We start from the raw sequence: 21,065 nt of genomic DNA, 5'->3' as shown, positions 1-21,065 counted from the left end.
AAGTGACCATACCCCGATAAAAATTTGATCATATTATATAAGAATAATTAACAAATGATAATAAAAACCATTAATAAAGTAATAACTATTTATTACTTTAACAATAAGAAGCAACCTCGGAAATTCATCTCAAAGTCTACACCGCTATCTTAGAAACTTTATTTTGTCTTATCTTAATTTTAGTCTATTCAATAACATGTGTTATTTAAACAGTACTCTCCCTCACTGCCTATGCTCCATATTTAACGTCCGAATTGACGTTCACAAGGAATACCGTCCCCATCACCATCCATTTTTGTATTAGGACAATTTTTTAAAAAGAACAATGCTTCCTCATAAGAGCTCATTTGGGAACAGTGCTCTCGTCCATCACACTGGAATTGGTGATTTGCTTTAGTAGATGATTTGTTCTGAACAGATTGGACATGACTAGATTCGAGTGCCCTCTTGGTTTTTTCTGACAATTTCACCTCTGGTAATTCACCAATAGCTTGTCGTTGTTGTTCTACAATTTTCCTTTGCTCTTCGATCAACTGAGCAGCTTTTAGTTTTTTTGATTGCTGATAAGATTGATACTTATGAAAAACTAAACCACTTAAGATTGCAATTACAATCAAGCCCACGATGGTAAATGTTACTCCTTTCTTGGAAGTCTCTTGAGTACGGTTAGATAACGTTGGTACAGTCAATTTTTCATTAGGAGTGATTTCAGAAATCGGGCTTTCCCTTTTTAAGTCCAATCGAACAATATTAGTTGCTTTAAATTTTCCATGCTCTTCAACAATCAGAAATTTAAGCCTTTCCCCTAGTTTCGGTTCACCAGTCATTTTTGGAAAATCAGTAATATGAAAGAAAATATCTGATGTTCTTCCTTCTACCTGAATAAAACCAAAACCGCGCTCTGAATTGTATTTTTTAATTTTTCCCTCAAGAAACATTGCGTACGCTCTATTTTTATATTGCTTCTATTCTAATAAAAAAAGAGGCTAAAAAGCCTCTTTTCTCATAATATTTAAGTGGATACCTAAATAAAAAAAGGATAAATGTTGTGTATTTAGCGACGGAAGTTTGACAATAATGCCGACGTAATCGAATTATTGTGCTCAGCAATTTTGGTTTTCTTGGTTTTGGCAGGATTCGGATCAAGACGTTCAATCTTGGTCGCTTTGTACTTCCCGTCATTTTCAACGACGATAAATTTCACTTTTTCATTTCTTTTTGGCTCAGCATCGGCTGGATACTCTGAAATATGAAAAAATACATCCCCTTCAGATGTCCCAATAAAACCAAAGCCTTTGTCTGGATTATATTGTTTAACTTTGCCTTGATAGAATTCTTGCTTCATGACATTTATCCTATTTTCTCAATGCGATGATGACAGTATATAAAAATAAAAAAGAGACTTTCAATCAATCCTCAAAATAGCTTCAGGATGAGATCAAGTCTCTTTTAAGAATGTGTCAAAAATTAGTCTTTTTGAACACTACCAAAGATTTTATCGCCTGCATCACCCAGACCAGGAACGATATAACCTTCTTCATTTAAACCTTGGTCAATCGAGGCAGTATAAATGCGAACATCAGGATGTGCCGCTTCTACTTTAGCAACACCTTCTGGTGCGGCAACCAAGACCATAACACGAATATCTTTACAGCCACTTGCTTTCAATACATCAATCGCAGCGATGAGTGAATTACCCGTCGCAAGCATTGGATCAATGATCATAGCCAAACGATTCGCAACATCTGGCACTAACTTTTTATAGTAAGTACGAACTTCCAAAGTTGCTTCATCACGCTCTAAACCCAAAACACTCACTTTCGCACTTGGGATCAGGCTCAGTACGCCTTCTAACATCCCAATACCAGCACGCAAGATAGGTACAATTGTGATTTTCTTCCCTGCGATACGCTGAGTTGAGACTTTCCCTGCCCACCCATCAATTTCATGCTCAACAACAGGAAGATCCTTTGTTGCTTCATAAGTCAGTAACATCGTGACTTCTTGCGCTAATTCACGAAAATTCTTGGTACTGATGTCAGAACGACGTAGTAAACCAAGTTTATGGCGAATAAGCGGATGACGAATTTCTTGAATCGACACGAGTGAGTACCTAGGTAATGTTAATCTTTGTCTATTATAAAGCGTTTTTTTACTCGGCAATAAAAAAGCCCCCAATTTTGGAGGCTTTTTTGTACAAATCAGACGATTACTGTTGTTGAGACAACATAAAGTGCAATGGAGACATGATCTCAGCCTTCAATGCGAGGTTAATCATCGGATCTGGGTAGACACCCAATACGAATACAAGTAATGCAGCAGCAAGCACCATCAAGCCACCCACTTTAGTACCCCAGTGTGCATCAGCATCAATACGTGGTACATCTGGTGGTGTCATGTACATGACAACCATCACACGTAAGTAGTAATACAAACCGATACCACTACCCACAACGATCATTGCAGCTAGGAACCAGTGTTGTGTGGTTACCGCAGCCATCACCACAAGGAACTTACCAATGAAGCCTGCAGTTAATGGAATACCCGCTAAAGACAACATCATTACAGTTAATGTTGCAGTCAAGATCGGACGGCGCCAGAACAAACCACGGTAGTCTGCAAGACTTTGTGCTTCATCAACGTTGTTGTACGGACTAGACATTAATGCAACTGCACCGAATGCACCGATTGTAGTGAGTACATAAGTAATCACATAAACTGTCACACTACCAAGGCTTGCATAAGTCATGCTGATTAAAGCAATCAACAAATAACCAAAATGTGCAATTGATGAATAACCCAAGATACGCTTCAAGTTAACTTGACGTACTGCAAGTAAGTTACCCACGACAATCGACAATACTGCAATGATGGTAATCACTGTCACAATTGACTCAATCAGGATCGCACCAGAAGTGAGTAAGTAACGAACAAATAAACCGATCGTTGCAACTTTCGCAGCCGTAGCCAAGAAGGTTGCCATTGGCGCTGGCGCACCGGCATACACATCTGGCGTCCATTTATGGAATGGCGCAAGTGAAAGTTTGAATGCAACAGCAAAGATAATTAAACCTAAGCCCAATAACACCATTGGTTGTTTGATCGCAGTAAACAATGCCTGAACAGAGTCATAGAATGACAATGAACCTGTATAAGCATAGATATACGCCATACCCATCAACAACATTGCAGACGCAGTCGCTGAAAGTACAAGGTATTTAATCCCCGCTTCCAAAGACTGGCTACGCTGATAGGTATACGCCAACATGCCGTATACAGGAATCGACATCAATTCTAAGCTGATGAAGAATGCTGCATAGTGCGAACTAGCAACCAATAACATTGCACCTGCAACTGAAGACAGCAACAAGATGTAAAGTTCTTCGCGGTTTTCCTTATAGGTCTCGATATACGCATGAGACAAGGTACAGCACGCTAAAGCAGCAATCAAAATCAGGAATTGATAGAGCATGGTAAATGGATCAACCATAAACATGCCCATCACGTTTACTGGCGCAAAGTGCCCAGTAAACGTGGTGTATGCAATAAAGATTGCAGCAAGGTTTAAACCTACAACCGAAGTGGTCGCAATGAGGTTGTGATTACGTTTAATCGCAGTCAACAACATCACGACGATTGCGGTCAGTGCCACAATCATCACTGGAGCTAAAGGCATCAGCTCAGAAAAAGAAATTGTGAAGTTCATGGTTTATTGCATCTCCACATGTTCAAGTTGAGTTGCAGCCTGTTGAACAGTTTCAACAACTTCTTGTACTGGCATATAACTATTTACTAACCACTGCATGCTTGAATGTGACATATCCAAGAAGGTTTGTGGGTAAATACCTAACCAAACTAAGCCGATCACACAGATCATCAAAATGCTGACTTCACGTGCAGATAAATCTTTAAGCGGGCTGGTATAGTGCTGTTTTTGCTCTGGGTTTGGTTCACCAAACAATGCTTTGTGAATCAGGATCAGACCATAAAGACCAGCAAATACCAAGCTCACTGCTGCAATGATAGTGAAAGCTGGATAAGCTTTAAATGAACCCATAAGAATCAGGAATTCACCAATAAAGTTACCTAGACCTGGTACACCAACCAATGCTGCAACAAAGAACATCAGGAAGAATGGCAAGTATTGAAGCTGACCACGAAGGCCGCCCATTAAACGTAAATCACGTGTGTGTAAACGCTCATAAACCTGACCAGACATAATGAACAATGCAGCAGATGACAAGCCATGTGCCAACATCATGATCATGAGGCCTTGGAATGTCAGGATATTACCTGCGTAGATTGCAAGTAAGATGAAACCCATGTGCGAAATAGACGTATACGCAAGTAAGCGCTTCATATCGGTTTGCTGGTAAGCAAGGAAAGCACCGTAGAAAATACCAATCAAGCCCAGAATAATGGCGATATCAGCAAATTGTGCTGACGCTGCTGGGAAGAATGGAATTACGAAACGAAGCAAACCGTACGCAGCTGTCTTAATCAAGATACCCGCTAAATCCACAGAACCCGCTGTTGGTGCTTGCGCATGCGCATCAGGCAACCAGCCGTGTAATGGGAATACTGGTAATTTCACCGCAAAGCCGATGAAGAAACACAGCATGAATGCATAAGCAACTTCAGGTGGTAAGTGGTTCGCAACAGCCAATAAATAGTTGTAATCGAAACCGATCATGCCTGTCATCATGTATCCATAGACAACTAAGCCCAAGATACCGATTAACATGATCAAACCAGCGATTTGTGTATAGAGGAAGAATTTGGTTGCAGCGTAAACACGTGAACGACCATTCGAACCTTTATGACCCCATAACGCAATCAGGAAGTAGATTGGTACAAGCATCATCTCCCAGAAGAAGAAGAACAAGAATAAGTCAATCGCCAAGAATACACCGATCACCCCACCTAAACTCCAAAGTAAGTTTAAATGGAAGAAACCAACATTCTTTTGAATCTCGCCCCATGAACAGCCAACTGCAAGTACACCAAGTAATGCGGTTAACAACACCATAAGAAGAGATAAACCATCCACTGCCAAGTGAATGCTAATACCTAAAGTCTGAATCCATGGAAGATGGAATTCAGCCGCCCAAGTCGGGACTTTACCGCCCAACTCGTAGCTATATGTACCACTTTGCCAAAGTGCAATGCCCAAACCAAAAGTAATGAGCATACCAATTAAGGCAATCCAACGCGGTAAGTGCTGGTCAAATTTATCAACCAACCAGCAAATAAAACCAGCAATGAAAGGAACTAAAATCAGTGCGGGTAAAATTAAATTGTTTTCCATTTTATTTCCCCACAACCTGAATCACGATCAAGATCATCAATAACACCACTACGCCGAGTGACATGCTTGATGCGTATTCACGTAATGAACCTGTTTGACGCGAACTTGTAAAGCTATTACCACCCTTCACAATTGCAGGGAGTACTAACCATAGACCATCAACTGGATCACGACCTAAAATTTTCGCAATCAATAAGTAAGGTTTTACAAATACGATGTCATACAAAGCATCAAAACCAAATGCAGTACGGCAAATATGCGCCAAACCTGAACCCAAAGAACTTTGAGCAAATGATTTAACTGCACCATACGCAAAGGCAAACAAGAAGATACCTACAGCCAGACCAACAAGGGCAACACCACTTGCTAAATGTTCAGCATGAGAAACGGCAGCTTCTAATGTTTCAGGAATCACAAAACTTGGAATATTTGCAGCCGTCAATAACTTGGCAACTGGTGCTTGTAAGAAGTAACCAATACCTGTTGAAAGTGCAGCAAGAATCGCAAGCGGGCCCCAATAAGTTACACCATGAATGGCATGTGCATGCGTTTTCTCTTCGCCGAAGAATACGACCCAGATTAAGCGGAATGTATAAATAGACGTTAAGAATGCGCCCGCAACACCTACCCAGTACAAGGTATTGTAAAGCGGAAGGTTTGCAATGGTCGATTGAGCATATACCGCGCCCAAGATCGCATCTTTAGAGAAGAAACCAACGGTTACGATTGGAAGTGCTGCCAATGCGCCACCACCGATCACGAAACACCAGAATACGAATGGAATCTTGTGACGTAATCCACCCATTTTGAAAATGTTCTGTTCGTGATGACATGCAAGAATTACGGCACCTGAAGAAAGGAACAATAATGCTTTGAAGAATGCGTGAGCAAGCATGTGGAATAAGCCTGCTTGGTACGCTTCAGCACCCACCGCCATAAACATATAACCGAGCTGACTCATGGTTGAGTAAGCCAGAATACGTTTGATATCGGTTTGAACCAATGCGGCAAAACCAGCCACAAGCAAGGTCACTGCACCTGTAATCGAGATGAACTGCATCACTTCTGGTGCCATTTCCATCACAGAGAACATACGGCAGCATAAGTACACACCCGCTGTAACCATTGTCGCAGCGTGGATCAATGCAGATACTGGTGTAGGACCAGCCATCGCATCTGCCAACCATGTTTGCAATGGGATTTGCGCAGATTTACCTGCTGCACCCAAGAACAACATCAATGCTGTCCAGATTGACAATGATGAGCTTTGCGTCATCACAGTTGCTGCATTTTCAACAATGTACTGAATATTCAAAGTACCAAACTGTTGATAAAGCAGGAACAATGCGATGAGTAAGAATACGTCACCCACACGTGTTACCGTGAATGCCTTGATTGCTGCCCAACCATTTGCAGGGTTTGAGTAGTAGAAACCAATCAAGAGATATGAGCACAGACCTACGCCTTCCCAACCCAAGAATAATAACGCAAGGTTATCACCCAATACCAACAACAACATGCTGGCAACGAACAGGTTGAAATAAGAGAAGAAACGCGCATAGCCTTCTTCACCACGCATATACCATGATGCGAAAATGTGAATCAGGAAGCCAACACCAGTGACCATACCGGTCATCAATAATGACAAGCCATCAAGGTGCAAGCTGATACCTGGCTCAAAACCGCCAACACTGAACCACGTCCATAAGTGCTGAACAAAAACGGTTTGACCGCTGCTGGTAAATGCAAGACCAGCAATTAAAGCAAATAACGCAGATAAACCGACTGAACCGACACCAATAATGGCAGCTACATTTTCAGAAAGTTTGTCACGCCCTGCCGCTAAAAGGATAAAACCAATGAGCGGGAATAAAACGGTTAAATATAATGTACTCATCCGCGCATCTCACTAGCAGCATCCACATCCAGATGATGGAAGCGATGATAAAACTGAAGGACGATCGCAAGACCGATACATGCCTCTGCTGCAGCAAGGGTCAGAATCAGGATGAACATGACTTGTCCATCTGGCTGTGCCCAAACACTACCTGCCAAAACGAATGCCAACGCAGCGGCATTCATCATGATTTCAAGGCTCATTAGCATAAATAATAGGTTGCGTCGCACCATCACACCGTAAAAACCGAGTGCAAAAAGGATGGTTGCAACGATCAAACCATGTTCTAAAGGGATGTGTCCCATTATTCTTTATCCTCTTCTGCACCTGGTTCACGTTTGCCTAAGTGGAATGCTGCAACTAGTGCTGCAAGCAATAACATCGCGGCAACTTCTACCAATAATAGATAGTGAGTAAATAGTGCTTGACCGACTGCTTTAGGGCCAACAACTTCTGTACCCATTGGCGCAGAAATTGTGGTGTATTCACCGCCTAACATCCATACAAGGATTAAGCCCAACAAGAAGCTCATGAGTGCAGGATATGCCCATGCATCTGAGGTCAACCATTTGCTTTCCTGTTCGACCGTATCCTGGCCAAGATTCAACATCATGACAACGAAGACGAACAAGACCATGATTGCACCCGCATAAACGATGATCTCAAGCGCACCAGCAAATGGCGCGCCTACGATCATGAAAATGCCTGCAACAGCAAGAAGAGAAACGATCAAACTTAATAATGCATGCACAGGATTGGTGTTAGTCACAACACGTACTGTCGAAACAATGGCCACGAGTGCCATCAAATAAAATGGCCACATCATGGTAATAAGCTCCGTACATCAACTGGTGCACTTTCTTTTTGTGCTTGACCTTTTTCTTTACCGCTTACTGCCATACCAGTGACACGGTAGAAGTTATAGTCAGGATATTTACCTGGTCCAGAGATGAGTAAGTTTTCTTTCTCATACACCAAGTCTTGACGTACATATTCACCGAGTTCGAAATCTGGTGTCATTTGAATCGCAGTGGTCGGGCAAGCTTCTTCACACATACCGCAGAAAATGCAGCGTGAGAAGTTGATACGGAAAAATTCTGGATACCAACGTCCATCTTCTTTTTCCGCTTTCTGTAATGAAATACAGCCAACAGGACAAGCAACCGCACAAAGGTTACATGCCACACAACGCTCTTCACCATCTGGGTCACGTGTTAACACGATACGACCACGATAGCGTGGAGGTGCAATTTGTTCACCTGGTACTTCTGGATATAAGATCGTGTCACGTTTACGCGTTACATGGCTGAACACCATCCATAACGAACGTACAATCGATCCAAAGCCAGCTAGAATTTTATACATTTTGTACTCCCTGCTGTCCTAGGCCTGATTCATCAGAATCACAGCACCAGTCACTAACAAGTTGACCAACGCCAATGGCAAACAAACTTTCCAACCAAAGTTCATTACTTGGTCATAACGAGGACGCATTAACGAACCACGTGCCAAGACAAACATCATCACAAAGAATGCTGTTTTGATAATGAACCAGAATAATGGTGGAACAAATGGAATTTCCAGATTAAATGGTGCAAGCCATCCGCCGAAGAATAAAGTCACGATCAAAGCAGAGATCAATACCACGTTGACATATTCCGCAACGAAGAACATCCCCCACTTCATACCACCATATTCTACGTGGTAACCTTCAGCCAATTCTTGCTCAGCTTCTGGTTGGTCAAATGGATGACGATGCGTGACTGCAACACCAGCAACAACGAAGATCAGGAAGCCTAAGAATTGAGGAATGATGAACCACATATCACGTTGTGCTTCAACAATCTCACGCATGTTGAATGAGCCTGCAATCGCAACTACACCCATCAACGAGATACCCAAGAACACTTCATAAGAAATGGTTTGAGCAGCAGAACGAAGACCACCGAGTAATGAGTATTTGTTGTTAGATGCCCAACCACCAAATAGCACTGCATAAACTGCGATACCCGCCATTGCCATAAAGAACAATAGGCCGATACTCATATCCGCAACGCCCAGTGTAGGGCTTACTGGAATAACCATAAACGAAAGTACCGCAGTTGCCATCGCAACTGCTGGTGCTAAACGGAAAGTCAACTTATCAGCAAACTTTGGCGTCCAGTCTTCTTTGAACATGATCTTGAGCATGTCGGCAACGATCTGGAACATACCACCCGGACCAACACGGTTTGGACCGTAACGGTCTTGCCATAATGCCAAGAGACGACGCTCAATAAATGACATTAACGCAGCAACCAAAACCACCACCAGCAAGATCACAATGGCTTGAATCACTGAATAAGCGATTGGCCAGTTCTCAGCCCAAAGTGGCGTTTGACGTATAATTTCTTGATTCATGAATTACACTCCTACCGCCACAGAAACAGGCTCTGCCAATGAAACTGTTGGTGCCAGACCAATTGGATAACCGATATAACCTGTTGGTAAATATTCGATCACTTGTACCGGTAAGCTGATGCTAGTCTCGCCCGTTTTCACGGTAATACGTTGACCATCCTGAACATTTAAACGTGTCGCATCTTGCTCGCCCACAGCAAACATCGCTTCAGGAATACGAGATTCCATCGCAGGTGTTTTAATGGTGAATTCGCCAGAACCAAAAATATGGTGCATTGGCACAAGACGGAAGCTTTCAGGATTCACAACCACAGCCGACGGCGCGACATAGCTACGTGCAGGACGTTTTGCTAAACGATCGAATAAACGAACACCTGAATCACCACCTTTTAAGTGACCACCCACTTCATCTTGGTATTTGTTCCAAGCTTGTGGTGAGTTCCAGCCCGCAGACCATGCGAAAGGTACCAGTGAAGATGCTGTCTGATTACCCACATAACCTTCCATTGAGAATGTTAATGCCGAATCAGGATCAGTCGGTTGTTTAGGCTCATGAATCGATAACGGCGCACGCATTGCTGTACGGCCAGAGTAACGACGTGGTTCACGCGCAATCTTCAAACCGTGGATACGATAACCCGCATCAGGTGCAACATCTTGAATCGCTTCAAGCACAGGAACATTCTTCACGATGTCATCAATCACATCATCAAGGAGTGTCCAATCCACAGCTTTGCCTTTAAGACCTGTCTCAATGGCATGTAACCAGCGCCAAGATTCTTTGATCGCATATTCAGGTTTATAGTAGCTTGGGTCATACACTTGATAGAAACGTTGTGCACGGCCTTCTTGGCTCACAACAGTACCATCACCCTCAGCAAAACTTGCTGCTGAAAGTACGATATCTGCAAGTTTCAAGGTTTCAGTTTCGCTATGATCGAGTACGATCACAGTTTCAGCCTTGTCAAATGCAGCTTTCACTTGTGCTACTGGTAAACGACGAGTCAAGTCATTTTCAATGACAACGACAGCATCATAATCTTGTGCAAATGCTTGTTCTAAACTTAAGCCACCAAACAGAGCTAAGCCCATTGAGTTCACTTCAGGAACGGTCAATGACAAGCCTGCATGTTCACCAAGGTTTTGCGCAACTTGAGCCGCAGCTTCCATGATTGCAGGATCTTGTAAGCTGGTACCAGAAATAATCAATGGCTTTTTAGCAGCTTTCAAGGTATCCGCAATGGTTTGCGCAAATGCTTTTGCATCATCAGCTAAACCAGCAAGCGCTTCGCCTTTAACAGCAGCAGCAACCGCAAAACCTAAACGTGCGATGTCATTTGGAGACGCAACCACTTCACCTGTTGCAACATCCGCTAAACGGGTTTGCGTTGCAGCAAGGATATAAATTGGTGATTTTGCATCTTGACCAATACGTTGAACAGGTTCAGCTAACCAGTCTGGTGTACGTGTTGCAGCAGCCATTTCTTTGGCTTTATTTTTCGCAGCTTGGCGAACAGATAAAGCCATACGTGGCGCAGTTTGAGTTAAGTCTTCACCCAAGATCAACACGGCGTCATAGCTTTCAATTTCACGCATGTTCGGGTTATAGATACCCTGTGTTTGCATGATTGATGCAGCTAATTCAACCAGATTCTGATCTTTTTGAGACATACCTGTTGAATAGTTGTCTTGTCCAACCAGTTCGCGAAGTGCGTAGTTTGATTCCAAGCTTGCGCGTGGTGAACCAATACCTAAGACTTTCTTACCTTGAAGTTGAGCAATCACCTGATCAAGTGCCTGATCCACACTCACAGTCGCAACAGTTTCACCATTACGGAACTGCGGTTGACGTGGACGATCTTCACGGTTCACATAGCCTGTACCAAAACGACCTTTATCACAAAGGAAGTATTGGTTTACTGAGCCGTTGAAACGGTTTTCAACACGACGGATTTCGCCATAACGCTCACCCGGAGAGATGTTACAACCAGAAGAACAGCCGAAGCATACGCTTGGCGCATACTGCATGTCCCATTTACGGTTGTAGCGTGCTGAATGCGTCTTATCCGTGAATACACCTGTTGGGCAGACTTCAGTCAGGTTACCCGAGAATTCAGATTCTAAAGTGCCTGATTCTGGACGACCGAAATACACCCGTGAAGCATTGGCATAAACACCAAAATCAGTACCGCCAGCATAATCTTTGTAGTAACGCACACAACGGTAGCAAGCGATACAACGGTTCATCTCATGCGCAATAAACGAACCTAACTCTTGGTTATAGTGAGTACGTTTGGTAAAGCGATAGCGACGACGATCGTGCTGTGTCATCACCGTCATATCTTGTAAATGACAATGACCACCTTCTTCACAGACTGGGCAGTCGTGTGGGTGGTTCGTCATCAAGAATTCAACGATCGACGCACGGAAATCCGTTGCTTCTTTGTCTTCAATCGAGATATAGGTATTGTCGGCAGCAGGTGTCATACATGACATCACCAAGCGTCCACGTGTGTCCTCAGGATTCGCATACTGAGTTACCGCACATTGACGACAAGAACCAACAGAACCTAAGGATGGGTGCCAACAAAAATACGGGATGTCGATGCCAAGGCTAAGACATGCTTGTAGCAAGTTTTCTGAGCCGTTGACTTCATACGATTTTCCATCGACATGAATTGTAGCCATAGTCGAATTCCTTAAGCTTGTTCTACGTCTAGAGCTGGAGCATGGGTTTTAACCTTTGCTTCAAACTCGCTACGGAAATATTTAAGTGCGCCCATAAGCGGCTCCATCGCACCTGGTGCGTGAGCACAGAAAGTTTTACCAATCCATAATTTACGAGTAAGCTCTTGTAAATGTTCGATATCTTCTTTCTTACCTTCGCCTGTTTCCAGTGCTTTAAGCGCTTTAACTGCCCAAGGTAAACCATCACGGCATGGCGTACAGAAACCACATGATTCACGCGCAAAGAATTCTTCTAAATTACGTGTAGCAGAGACCATACATTGAGTTTCATCGACCACCATCAACAGACACGTACCTAAACGTGAACCTGCTTTCATGATGCTTTCAGAATCCATTGGTAGGTCAATGTGTTCAGCTGCCAAGAAGTCAGTTGATGCCCCACCTGGTAACCAGGCTTTCAAGGTCAAACCATCACGCATACCACCCGCATGTTCTTCAATCACTTCACGCGCAGTTGTACCGAATGGAAGTTCCCAAAGGCCAGGGAATTTGACTTTACCTGATGCACCATAAATCTTGGTGCCTGGATCTTTTGACTTACCTGCTGAAAGGTTGATATACCACTCAGGACCACGCAACATGATTGCTGGCAAGTTATTGTAGGTCTCAACGTTGTTTACAATCGTTGGACGACCCCATGCCCCTGCAACTTGCGGGAATGGTGGCTTAGTACGCGGATTGGCACGACGGCCTTCAAGCGAGTTAATCAATGCAGTTTCTTCACCGCAAATATAACGACCAGCACCTGTATGAACGTGTAAATCAAAGTTCCAGCCAGTTCCGAGGATATTTTCGCCTAGGTAACCTTTAGCACGGATTTGCTCTAATGCTTCATTTAAGTATTGAGCAGCTTCGATATATTCGCCACGGATGAAGATATAACCTTGAGTTGCCTCTAGGGTATAACCAGCGATCAACATACCTTCGATCAATTGATGTGGAAGTTTTTCCATCAACAAACGGTCTTTAAAGGTACCCGGTTCCATTTCATCGGCATTACAGATCAAATAGCGAGGGCCACCATCGTTTGGTGCCATCAATGACCATTTGATCCCTGCTGGGAAACCTGCACCACCACGACCTTTTACCGTCGCAGCTTTAATGACTTCAAGTACATCTTTTGGTGGCATGCTCAGTGCTTTTTTAAAGCCTGCATAGCCTTCTAGTGTTTCGTACTCGTCAGCATTACGTACTGCATCTTGTTTGCTCAAACGCCAAGTCAGCGGATGAGTTTCTGGATTACCGTCGCCATAAATTGGTTTTGGTTCAGTATTCATACATACTTCTCCAATAACTGTTTAACTGATGACACATCCACTAAACCGTGGGTATCTTCATCAATCATTAAGGTTGGCCCTTTATCGCAGTTGCCTAGACAGCAAATTGGGAGCAAGGTAAAACGACCATCTGCTGTGGTTTGTCCATACTGGATTCCCAACTCGCGCTGGAACGCTTCTGCCAAAGTTTCTGCACCCATCAAGAAGCATGCAATCGAGTCACACAATAAAATCACGTGACGGCCAACAGGTTGACGGTAGATTCGGTTATAGAACGTTGCTACGCCTTCCAGATCTGCCACACTCATGCTGAGCAATTGTGCAATCGCATTCATTTGTGCGTCATCTACCCAGCCATTACGGCGCTGTACACACTTCAATGCATCCAGAGAGGCTGCACGTGGGTATGGGTAATGACCAATGTGATGTTCAATCTCATGGATTTCGTCAGCAGTCAAAATTCCTTCAACATTCACACGTGGTTTTTTATCAGTCAAAATCATCATAATCGTTTACCCCTAGCGATCCACGTCAGCCATAACCACGTCAATGGTCGCCAAATAAATGATCAAGTCAGAAACCAGACTGCCGTTAATCACAGATGGCATTTGCTGTAAATGCGTGAACGTTGGCGTACGAATACGCGTACGATAACTCATGGTTGACTTATCAGAAGTGAGGTAATACGTACTCGCACCCTTCACAACTTCAGTCATAAATGAAGACTCGCCTGCTGGCATTACAGGACCCCAAGATACGCTTAAGAAGTGCGTAATCAAGGTTTCAATATCTTGTAATGTCTTATCTTTTGGTGGTGGAACAGCCAATGGGTGATCCGCTTTATATGGACCAGATGGCATGTTATCCAAGCACTGTTGAATAATTTTCAATGATTCAGTGATTTCACGGAAGTGAACCAAGACACGTGCGTATGCATCGCCTTCATATTCCACAGGAATATCAAAGTCGAAGTTTTCATAACCACTGTATGGACGATATTTACGAACGTCGAAATCAATACCTGTCGCACGTAAACCTGTACCTGTTACACCCCAAGCCAATGCAGATTTAGCATCGTATTGCGCAACGTTACGCGTACGACCAATAAATACCGAGTTTTTAAGTGCAGCAGTGTAGTACTCGTTCAAACGCTTCGGCATCCACTCTAGCAATTCTTTAACAAGTTTTTGCCAGTTGTTTGGAAGGTCGTGTGCTGTACCACCGATACGGAACCATGCTGGATGCATACGGTAACCGGTAATCGCTTCAACGATGTCATAGACTTTTTGACGGTCTGCGAACATATAGAATACTGGTGTCATACCACCCGCATCCTGAATCGCTGTACCACAGAACAATAAGTGGTTATTGATACGGAATAATTCGTTCAACATGACACGAATGACTTGTGCACGCTCAGGAACTTTAATCCCTGCCATTTGTTCAACAGCCATCACGTATGGCATGTTTTGCGCACAACCACCCAAGTAGTCAACACGATCCGTATAAGGAATGAATGAATGCCATGTTTGACGTTCAGCCATCTTTTCCACACCACGGTGGTGATAACCGATATCAGGCACACAGTCTTTAACTTCTTCGCCGTCTAACTGTAATACCACACGGAACGCACCGTGCGCAGATGGATGGTTAGGACCCAAGTTCAGGAACATGAAGTCTTCGTCATCATTACCGCGTTTTAGACCCCAGTCTTCTGGCACAAAGCGTAAGTGTTCTTGTTCGAAATCTTGCTTTGCCTGGTCTTGCATGTACGGCGTATATTCTGTCGCACGCGCAGAATATTCTTTACGTAACGGATGACCTTCCCAATAGGTTGGTAACAAGATACGACGGAGCATTGGATGCCCTGCGAAATCGATACCGAACATATCGTAAGCTTCTCGCTCGTACCAGTTGGCGTTTGGCCAAATATTGGTTGCCGTTGGAATGCTTAAATCATTTTCATTCAACGCAACTTTGATACGGATGTCACTGTTACGCTCAAGCGATAACAAATGATAGAACACGGTGAAGTCAGATGCTGGCAAACCATCGCGGTGAACACGTAAACGCTCATCTACCGCAGACAAGTCAAACAGCATGACATAAGGACGTTCCACTTTACGGAGGAACATAAGGACTTCTTGCACGCGTGCGCGCTCAACCCAGACTGTTGGAAACTCTTCAAAAGTCGCCTGCACGTAAAAGTTCTCACCAAATTTGGTTTTGAGCTCTTCTACGATTGCAAATGCTGGGCGTGAATCAACTGGAGTTGATTCTGGCATAGCAATGTCAGTTTCAGCCATTGGCTTGGCTTCCTATTTAATACAAATTCTGGCAATTTTTCCGATGACCATATCCATCACGGGATACGTCAAAAACTCATCGTTAAAATTATTTAATATCATCCATAGAGCGTAAGTTTTTCACCGCAATACGTTCAGCATTTTTACGGTCACGTTCTGGCATCATCTTTGGCTTATACACAGGCTGAAGATCATCACCAATAACCGCTGAAAGTGGACGGCGCTCTAGTTGAATTTGGTCTTGAAGTAACATCAATGCTTGAATCAATGCTTCTGGACGAGGTGGGCAACCTGGGATGTACACATCAACAGGAATAATTTTGTCTACACCTTGAACCACAGAATAGATGTCGTACATACCACCAGAGTTAGCACAAGCACCCATTGAGATGACCCATTTAGGCTCAAGCATTTGTTCATACAAACGTTGAATTACAGGTGCCATTTTGACAAAGCAGGTCCCTGCAACAATCATCAAGTCTGCCTGACGCGGCGAAGCACGAATAACCTCGGCACCAAAACGTGACAAGTCATGAACGCCGGTTAATGTGGTTGCATATTCAACGTAGCAGCATGAAGTACCAAAGTTAAATGGCCACAAAGAGTTTTTACGCCCCCAGTTCACCGCTGTATGCAACACATCTTCAAGACGTGTCATCATCACACTTTTATTAACTTCTTCCTCAAGAGGATCAGTGACAATTTGACGATCTTGTAATGGATATTGATCGGCATCCGGATTCGCACGGGTTAAAGTATATTTCATCCCGACTTACTCCTGTTCAGATGTTGAGGTAGTCGGTGTTTTAGATTTAACACGACCAGAAGACTGTGCTGGAATATGACCAGTAGGATCGACAACCAACTCTTCAATGTTATTGAATCGGGTAATGTCAGCAATGTTCATATTTGGCGAACCGATATTAGTTTTAACACCAGCAGCTTTACGGCGATCAGAAGGAGCCCAGTTGAGTGCGCCTGTTGAAAGTTCGTAAATCAAACCAATTAATAAAACTAGAATAAAGACTGCGGCAGTTGCAAAACCAACCCAACCGACTTCACGAACTGAAGTTGACCAAGCGTAGAGATAGAGGGCTTCCAGATCGAAAACCACAAAGAAAATTGCAACTAAATAGAACTTGGCAGACAAGCGGATACGAGCACCGCCCGCACCAACTACACCTGACTCAAACTGCTCTTGCTTCGCACGTCCCCATGCTTTACCCCCTAGGAGTAAGGGAACAGTGAGCATAAAAACGCAAAGAAATGTAACGCCGATCACGAAGGCAATAATTGCCCAATCGTATGGAGTAATGGCACTCATGCGGGGATAACTCCTGGCAGGCCTATTTTTAACAAAGAATGTATGTATTGGCCTTCAAATACACCAAACACAAAATTAATCCCGCCAATTGTACCTGATTTCTAATTTCTCATGCTAGTTGAAGCGCTTTAGTCTTTCGGATGATTTTGTCCATAAAGTTACTGATATATACAAGATCATGGTTAATTCACCCCTAGAAATCGAATTATCTAATCAAAGACTCTATATTGATCATTTTTTTCTTTATTAGTGCATCAAAAACATTCATCATTTCTGCGTAATGTTCCTAAATATGGCAGCACGAACTAAATCATTGCATTGATACAAATTTGTGCTGAAAATTTAAACAAAAATTATTCACCTCCCCCTCTATATTTGTATTTATCAAGCGGAGAATCCCTATTCTATTAAACAATGATTTAAACAGGCAGATGAAGCAATTTATCCGACTAAAAGATCACACTGAAATCAAGTTGTCATTTCGACATAATATGTTGCAATTCAGCTAAATACTTTAATTATCTTTATACACAGCTCGAGCAATAGATCGTTATTCTAATAGAAGTAAAGAAGGAGAAAAACATGCATCTAGAATACACACACGACTCGGATTATTTCTTTTTTTCACAACTACTCATGCGTCATATAGAAAGTTATGTTCGAAAACATCCAGATGCTGATAATGCAATTTTCGATTTAAGAGATATCTATGAAGTATTTAGAGAGGATTTTGCCGCAACCACAACCAATTTAGAAAGTATTCTTAATATTGCAGACAGTTATAAAGTTGAAACCTTAAATGGAGATCAGGCACTGATCCAAGGCTATAAAATCGATATTAAAAACAATTCCCTACTGATTGATTTCAATGCCGACGCATTACATGCGCTTCGCTCAGGCAAACCATTGATCGAACCAGATCCTTCGGTTCATGAGTAAAAGTAGATGAATTGATTTAAAAGTTTTTATTTCAATTGAACCAAAGCGTTTATCGCTTTGGCTTTTTTATGGGCTTTAAAACAAAAAAGGAATGGTGCTTGCCATTCCTTTTTCTTTGATTATTTCTTTAAGACTTGCTTATATCGTTTTGCGGGCCAAGTCATGATAAAACGTGCACCGCCCAGATTTGGACTCTGATCAACCTGAATGGTACCACCAAACCAGTAAGCAATACGGCTGACAATCGACAAACCAAGTCCATAACCACCTGAAGCACGAGTACGACTATCATCCAGACGCGCAAAGGCTTCAAAGATACGGGCGCGCTCCTGCTCAGGAATCCCCGGCCCATCATCTTCAACGCAGACATAGGCATTGCCATCGGCACGGATACCACCACTAATACGCACCTTATGGTCACAGTAGCGCACTGCATTTCCAACCAGATTCTGTACCACACGGTGTAGATAGCGACGCTCTGCATCGACCTGCAACGCCATTGGTGGTGCAATCAACTCGATTTCTTTTTGTGTCTTCAGCGCTTCCGTTTCCATTGCCACTTGGTCTAGAACTTCAACCAGTACAATTTCTTCAAAATCGAGAGATGGTGTGCCCTGCTCCAGTTTGGCATAGGTCATGATTTCATCAATCAGGGTATTGAGTGCTTCAATATCCTTATCAATCATATCGACTTGCTGGATACGGTAATTATAGTCATCTTCCTCTGCCAGCATTTCCATCCCAAAACGGATTCGTGCGACAGGGGTTCTGAGTTCATGTGATACCGCACGCATCAATTCACGCTGTGCTTCAATCAAACGCTGAATATGATCCGACATATTGTTATAACTTGATGCCAGATTCGCCATTTCATCGGTTCCTTCAATCGGAACACGTAAAGACAAATCACCTGACTTCATCTTGTTCAAGGCATAACGTACCTGACGGATTTTACGTTCAAGCGGCAGAATCAAACCATAGACACCCAAACTCAGCAAGAATAAGCTGAATAAGGTAATCCCTGCTGAAAGCTGGAATGGCATCCAGTTAAACATCGGCACTGGGCCTAGGATCAGCACTTGTGCAGGATGGTTTGGCATTGGAGATACAATCGAAATGGTCGTGCCACGAACTGTTGCACTGTCTTTATAAAGCAAGATACTTTGATCTTGGCGTAAACGACCAATTTGCTCTGAATCCAGATTAATATCTTTAATATCTGCAATTTCAATCGGATAATAGAAATGCTTTTTGATTCGGTCTAAATATTCACGCTCTTGTCCTGGATAGAAAATTAAATAATCCAGTACAAAAATCGGCAGCGCCTTCATCTGGCGTTCGCCAATTTTATCGACTTTGATATAGAGAAAATGCTTAGGATCGTCTTTTAGACCGATAATGATATAGCCAATCCCATTATTGGCATCATAACGAACCACCGACTTTTGCTCGGCAATGCGCTTTTTCTCGGTACGCGATAACTCTACCCGTTCCGCATCCACATAGTAGATTGGTAATTCCAGCAAATCAGATGCATCGGAAATCCAGTCGAGTTTCTGTTGTTTTTCTGGCTGGCGAGATACCCCCTCACTAATGACATAGGAAATGCCATCGGTCAGAGATTCACGATATTCTTGCGCCCGTTGGTAGTTGATAATCTGCACCAGCAAATAACAAAATGCGGCAACGACAACAACCAAAACCACCAAGCCAGCATAAATACGCAAGAATATGCTGTTTTTCAGTACTCGACTTACCATAAGCTAAATAATTCCAAGCTCATTAAAACCCCGCTTGAGCAGCCTGCTACGCAAGTCCTTAGCAGAAAGGAAAGAATCCCCCTTAAAGAAGGAGGATTCTAGGGATTTAGATCCCGTTGGTTTCTTTAACGAAGAGATAACCTTTACTACGTACTGTTTTAATACGTTTTGGATTTTCTGGGTCATCACCGATTTTTGGACGGATACGCGAGATACGTACGTCAATTGAACGGTCTTGACCGTCATATTCGATACCGCGTAAACGCTCGAAGATATCTTCACGAGACAAGATACGGCCCGCATTTGAGGCAAGTAACCATAACAAGTCATATTCAGCGCTGGTGAAATCAACCAGATCACCATTTAAAGTCACCGAACGACCACCGTTATCAATCACAAGATCATCAAACTCGATACGTTGTGCAACTTCGTCTTCAACCGTTTTATCGGTACGACGTAATAAGGCACGAATACGCGCTAACAGTACGCGTGGCTGAACAGGCTTGGCAACATAGTCATCTGCGCCCATTTCCAGACCCAGTACCTGATCCATATCTTCAGTACGAGCAGTTAACATCAAGATGGGTTGATGATAATGCGGACGAACTTCACGACAAACGGTTAAGCCATCTGCACCAGGTAACATCACATCGAGAACCACTAAATCTGGCTGCTCGCTGATAATACGACGAATGGCACGATTACCATCAGTTTCAACACCAACTTCTAAACCGTTACGAATCAAATACTCTTGTGTTAAACGCGCTAAACGCTCGTCATCTTCAACAATCAAAATCTTCGGTAACTTTTCTTCTTGGCTCATTTGTTGCCCCTAAAATCTGAGTGAATCTGTCTATGAAATCTGACAGATACATTGGTTTATGAATTGCAATATACACACGTTTACATTGTAAACAAGTAGCCGTTCACCAAACTGATACACGCTTACCCTGTTTTGTTATCTTTTTATTAAAATTATGAATTTTAATATATTTTTCAGAATTGTAAGCGTTTTTTCTTCAGGATGGATGTTTAGTATAGATTTTGTGCCAATGTTAAACAATTTGTTTCTTTCTTCGCCTATAACAATTTAAGTGTCTGTTTTT

Annotated in this window: 19 protein-coding genes; 1 reads left to right on the top strand and 18 read right to left on the bottom strand. The window is 42.9% G+C overall.

The window, feature by feature from the left end:
* Positions 1-242 precede the first annotated feature (242 nt).
* The 16 genes from IEV36_RS14385 to IEV36_RS14310 form a co-directional block, all read right to left on the bottom strand.
* Entirely contained in the window at positions 243-938 is a 696-nt protein-coding gene (locus IEV36_RS14385) for a cold shock domain-containing protein (protein ID WP_005256174.1), read from the bottom strand.
* Between the two features lie 116 nt (positions 939-1,054).
* Entirely contained in the window at positions 1,055-1,345 is a 291-nt protein-coding gene (locus IEV36_RS14380) for a cold shock domain-containing protein (RefSeq protein ID WP_004770785.1), read from the bottom strand.
* A gap of 122 nt (positions 1,346-1,467) precedes the next feature.
* Complete coding sequence (gene upp, locus IEV36_RS14375; protein WP_004770784.1) at positions 1,468-2,103, bottom strand: uracil phosphoribosyltransferase; 636 nt, start codon at positions 2,101-2,103, stop codon at positions 1,468-1,470.
* 106 nt (positions 2,104-2,209) lie between these two features.
* Complete coding sequence (gene nuoN / locus IEV36_RS14370) at positions 2,210-3,706, bottom strand: NADH-quinone oxidoreductase subunit NuoN (RefSeq protein WP_005256173.1); 1,497 nt, start codon at positions 3,704-3,706, stop codon at positions 2,210-2,212.
* 3 nt (positions 3,707-3,709) lie between these two features.
* Positions 3,710-5,308, bottom strand: a complete 1,599-nt coding sequence (gene nuoM / locus IEV36_RS14365; RefSeq protein ID WP_004770779.1) for an NADH-quinone oxidoreductase subunit M — start codon at positions 5,306-5,308, stop codon at positions 3,710-3,712.
* 1 nt (position 5,309) lies between these two features.
* Entirely contained in the window at positions 5,310-7,205 is a 1,896-nt protein-coding gene (gene nuoL / locus IEV36_RS14360; protein WP_004770778.1) for an NADH-quinone oxidoreductase subunit L, read from the bottom strand.
* Complete coding sequence (gene nuoK / locus IEV36_RS14355; protein ID WP_004770776.1) at positions 7,202-7,510, bottom strand: NADH-quinone oxidoreductase subunit NuoK; 309 nt, start codon at positions 7,508-7,510, stop codon at positions 7,202-7,204. Before nuoK ends, nuoL begins: the two co-directional genes overlap by 4 nt.
* Entirely contained in the window at positions 7,510-8,028 is a 519-nt protein-coding gene (gene nuoJ / locus IEV36_RS14350; RefSeq protein WP_171068004.1) for an NADH-quinone oxidoreductase subunit J, read from the bottom strand. Before nuoJ ends, nuoK begins: the two co-directional genes overlap by 1 nt.
* On the bottom strand, positions 8,028-8,570 hold the full coding sequence (gene nuoI / locus IEV36_RS14345) for an NADH-quinone oxidoreductase subunit NuoI (RefSeq protein WP_004655439.1): 543 nt from the start codon (positions 8,568-8,570) through the stop codon (positions 8,028-8,030). The genes nuoJ and nuoI overlap by 1 nt, the downstream gene beginning before the upstream one ends.
* Positions 8,571-8,588: 18 nt before the next feature.
* Positions 8,589-9,605, bottom strand: a complete 1,017-nt coding sequence (gene nuoH, locus IEV36_RS14340) for an NADH-quinone oxidoreductase subunit NuoH (protein WP_004770773.1) — start codon at positions 9,603-9,605, stop codon at positions 8,589-8,591.
* Between the two features lie 3 nt (positions 9,606-9,608).
* Positions 9,609-12,293 (bottom strand): NADH-quinone oxidoreductase subunit NuoG, encoded by a 2,685-nt coding sequence (gene nuoG, locus IEV36_RS14335; protein WP_005256171.1) that lies wholly within the window; start codon positions 12,291-12,293, stop codon positions 9,609-9,611.
* Between the two features lie 11 nt (positions 12,294-12,304).
* Positions 12,305-13,630 (bottom strand): NADH-quinone oxidoreductase subunit NuoF, encoded by a 1,326-nt coding sequence (nuoF, locus tag IEV36_RS14330; protein WP_005256170.1) that lies wholly within the window; start codon positions 13,628-13,630, stop codon positions 12,305-12,307.
* The gene (gene nuoE / locus IEV36_RS14325) at positions 13,627-14,136 is read right to left on the bottom strand and encodes an NADH-quinone oxidoreductase subunit NuoE (protein ID WP_004770767.1); all 510 of its coding nucleotides are present in this window, start codon (positions 14,134-14,136) and stop codon (positions 13,627-13,629) included. The genes nuoF and nuoE overlap by 4 nt, the downstream gene beginning before the upstream one ends.
* A 12-nt stretch (positions 14,137-14,148) precedes the next feature.
* Positions 14,149-15,936, bottom strand: coding sequence for an NADH-quinone oxidoreductase subunit C/D (nuoC, locus tag IEV36_RS14320; protein WP_004770766.1), 1,788 nt, complete (start codon positions 15,934-15,936; stop codon positions 14,149-14,151).
* Positions 15,937-16,024: 88 nt separating this feature from the next.
* Complete coding sequence (locus IEV36_RS14315; protein WP_004655450.1) at positions 16,025-16,702, bottom strand: NuoB/complex I 20 kDa subunit family protein; 678 nt, start codon at positions 16,700-16,702, stop codon at positions 16,025-16,027.
* A gap of 6 nt (positions 16,703-16,708) precedes the next feature.
* Positions 16,709-17,260, bottom strand: coding sequence for an NADH-quinone oxidoreductase subunit A (locus IEV36_RS14310; protein WP_004770765.1), 552 nt, complete (start codon positions 17,258-17,260; stop codon positions 16,709-16,711).
* Positions 17,261-17,842: 582 nt separating this feature from the next.
* Between IEV36_RS14310 and IEV36_RS14305 the strand changes: the two genes are divergently transcribed.
* Entirely contained in the window at positions 17,843-18,199 is a 357-nt protein-coding gene (locus IEV36_RS14305; protein ID WP_004770764.1) for a hypothetical protein, read from the top strand.
* 119 nt (positions 18,200-18,318) lie between these two features.
* On the opposite strand, the gene bfmS is transcribed toward IEV36_RS14305, so the two are convergent.
* Both bfmS and bfmR read right to left on the bottom strand, forming a co-directional pair.
* Entirely contained in the window at positions 18,319-19,959 is a 1,641-nt protein-coding gene (bfmS, locus tag IEV36_RS14300) for a sensor histidine kinase BfmS (protein ID WP_005256169.1), read from the bottom strand.
* 106 nt (positions 19,960-20,065) lie between these two features.
* Positions 20,066-20,782 (bottom strand): response regulator transcription factor BfmR, encoded by a 717-nt coding sequence (bfmR, locus tag IEV36_RS14295; RefSeq protein WP_004770762.1) that lies wholly within the window; start codon positions 20,780-20,782, stop codon positions 20,066-20,068.
* Positions 20,783-21,065 lie beyond the last annotated feature (283 nt).

Source organism: Acinetobacter vivianii (assembly GCF_014635885.1).
GTDB classification, from domain to species: Bacteria; Pseudomonadota; Gammaproteobacteria; order Pseudomonadales; family Moraxellaceae; genus Acinetobacter; species Acinetobacter vivianii.
This window is presented reverse-complemented; position numbering and strand designations above follow the sequence as displayed.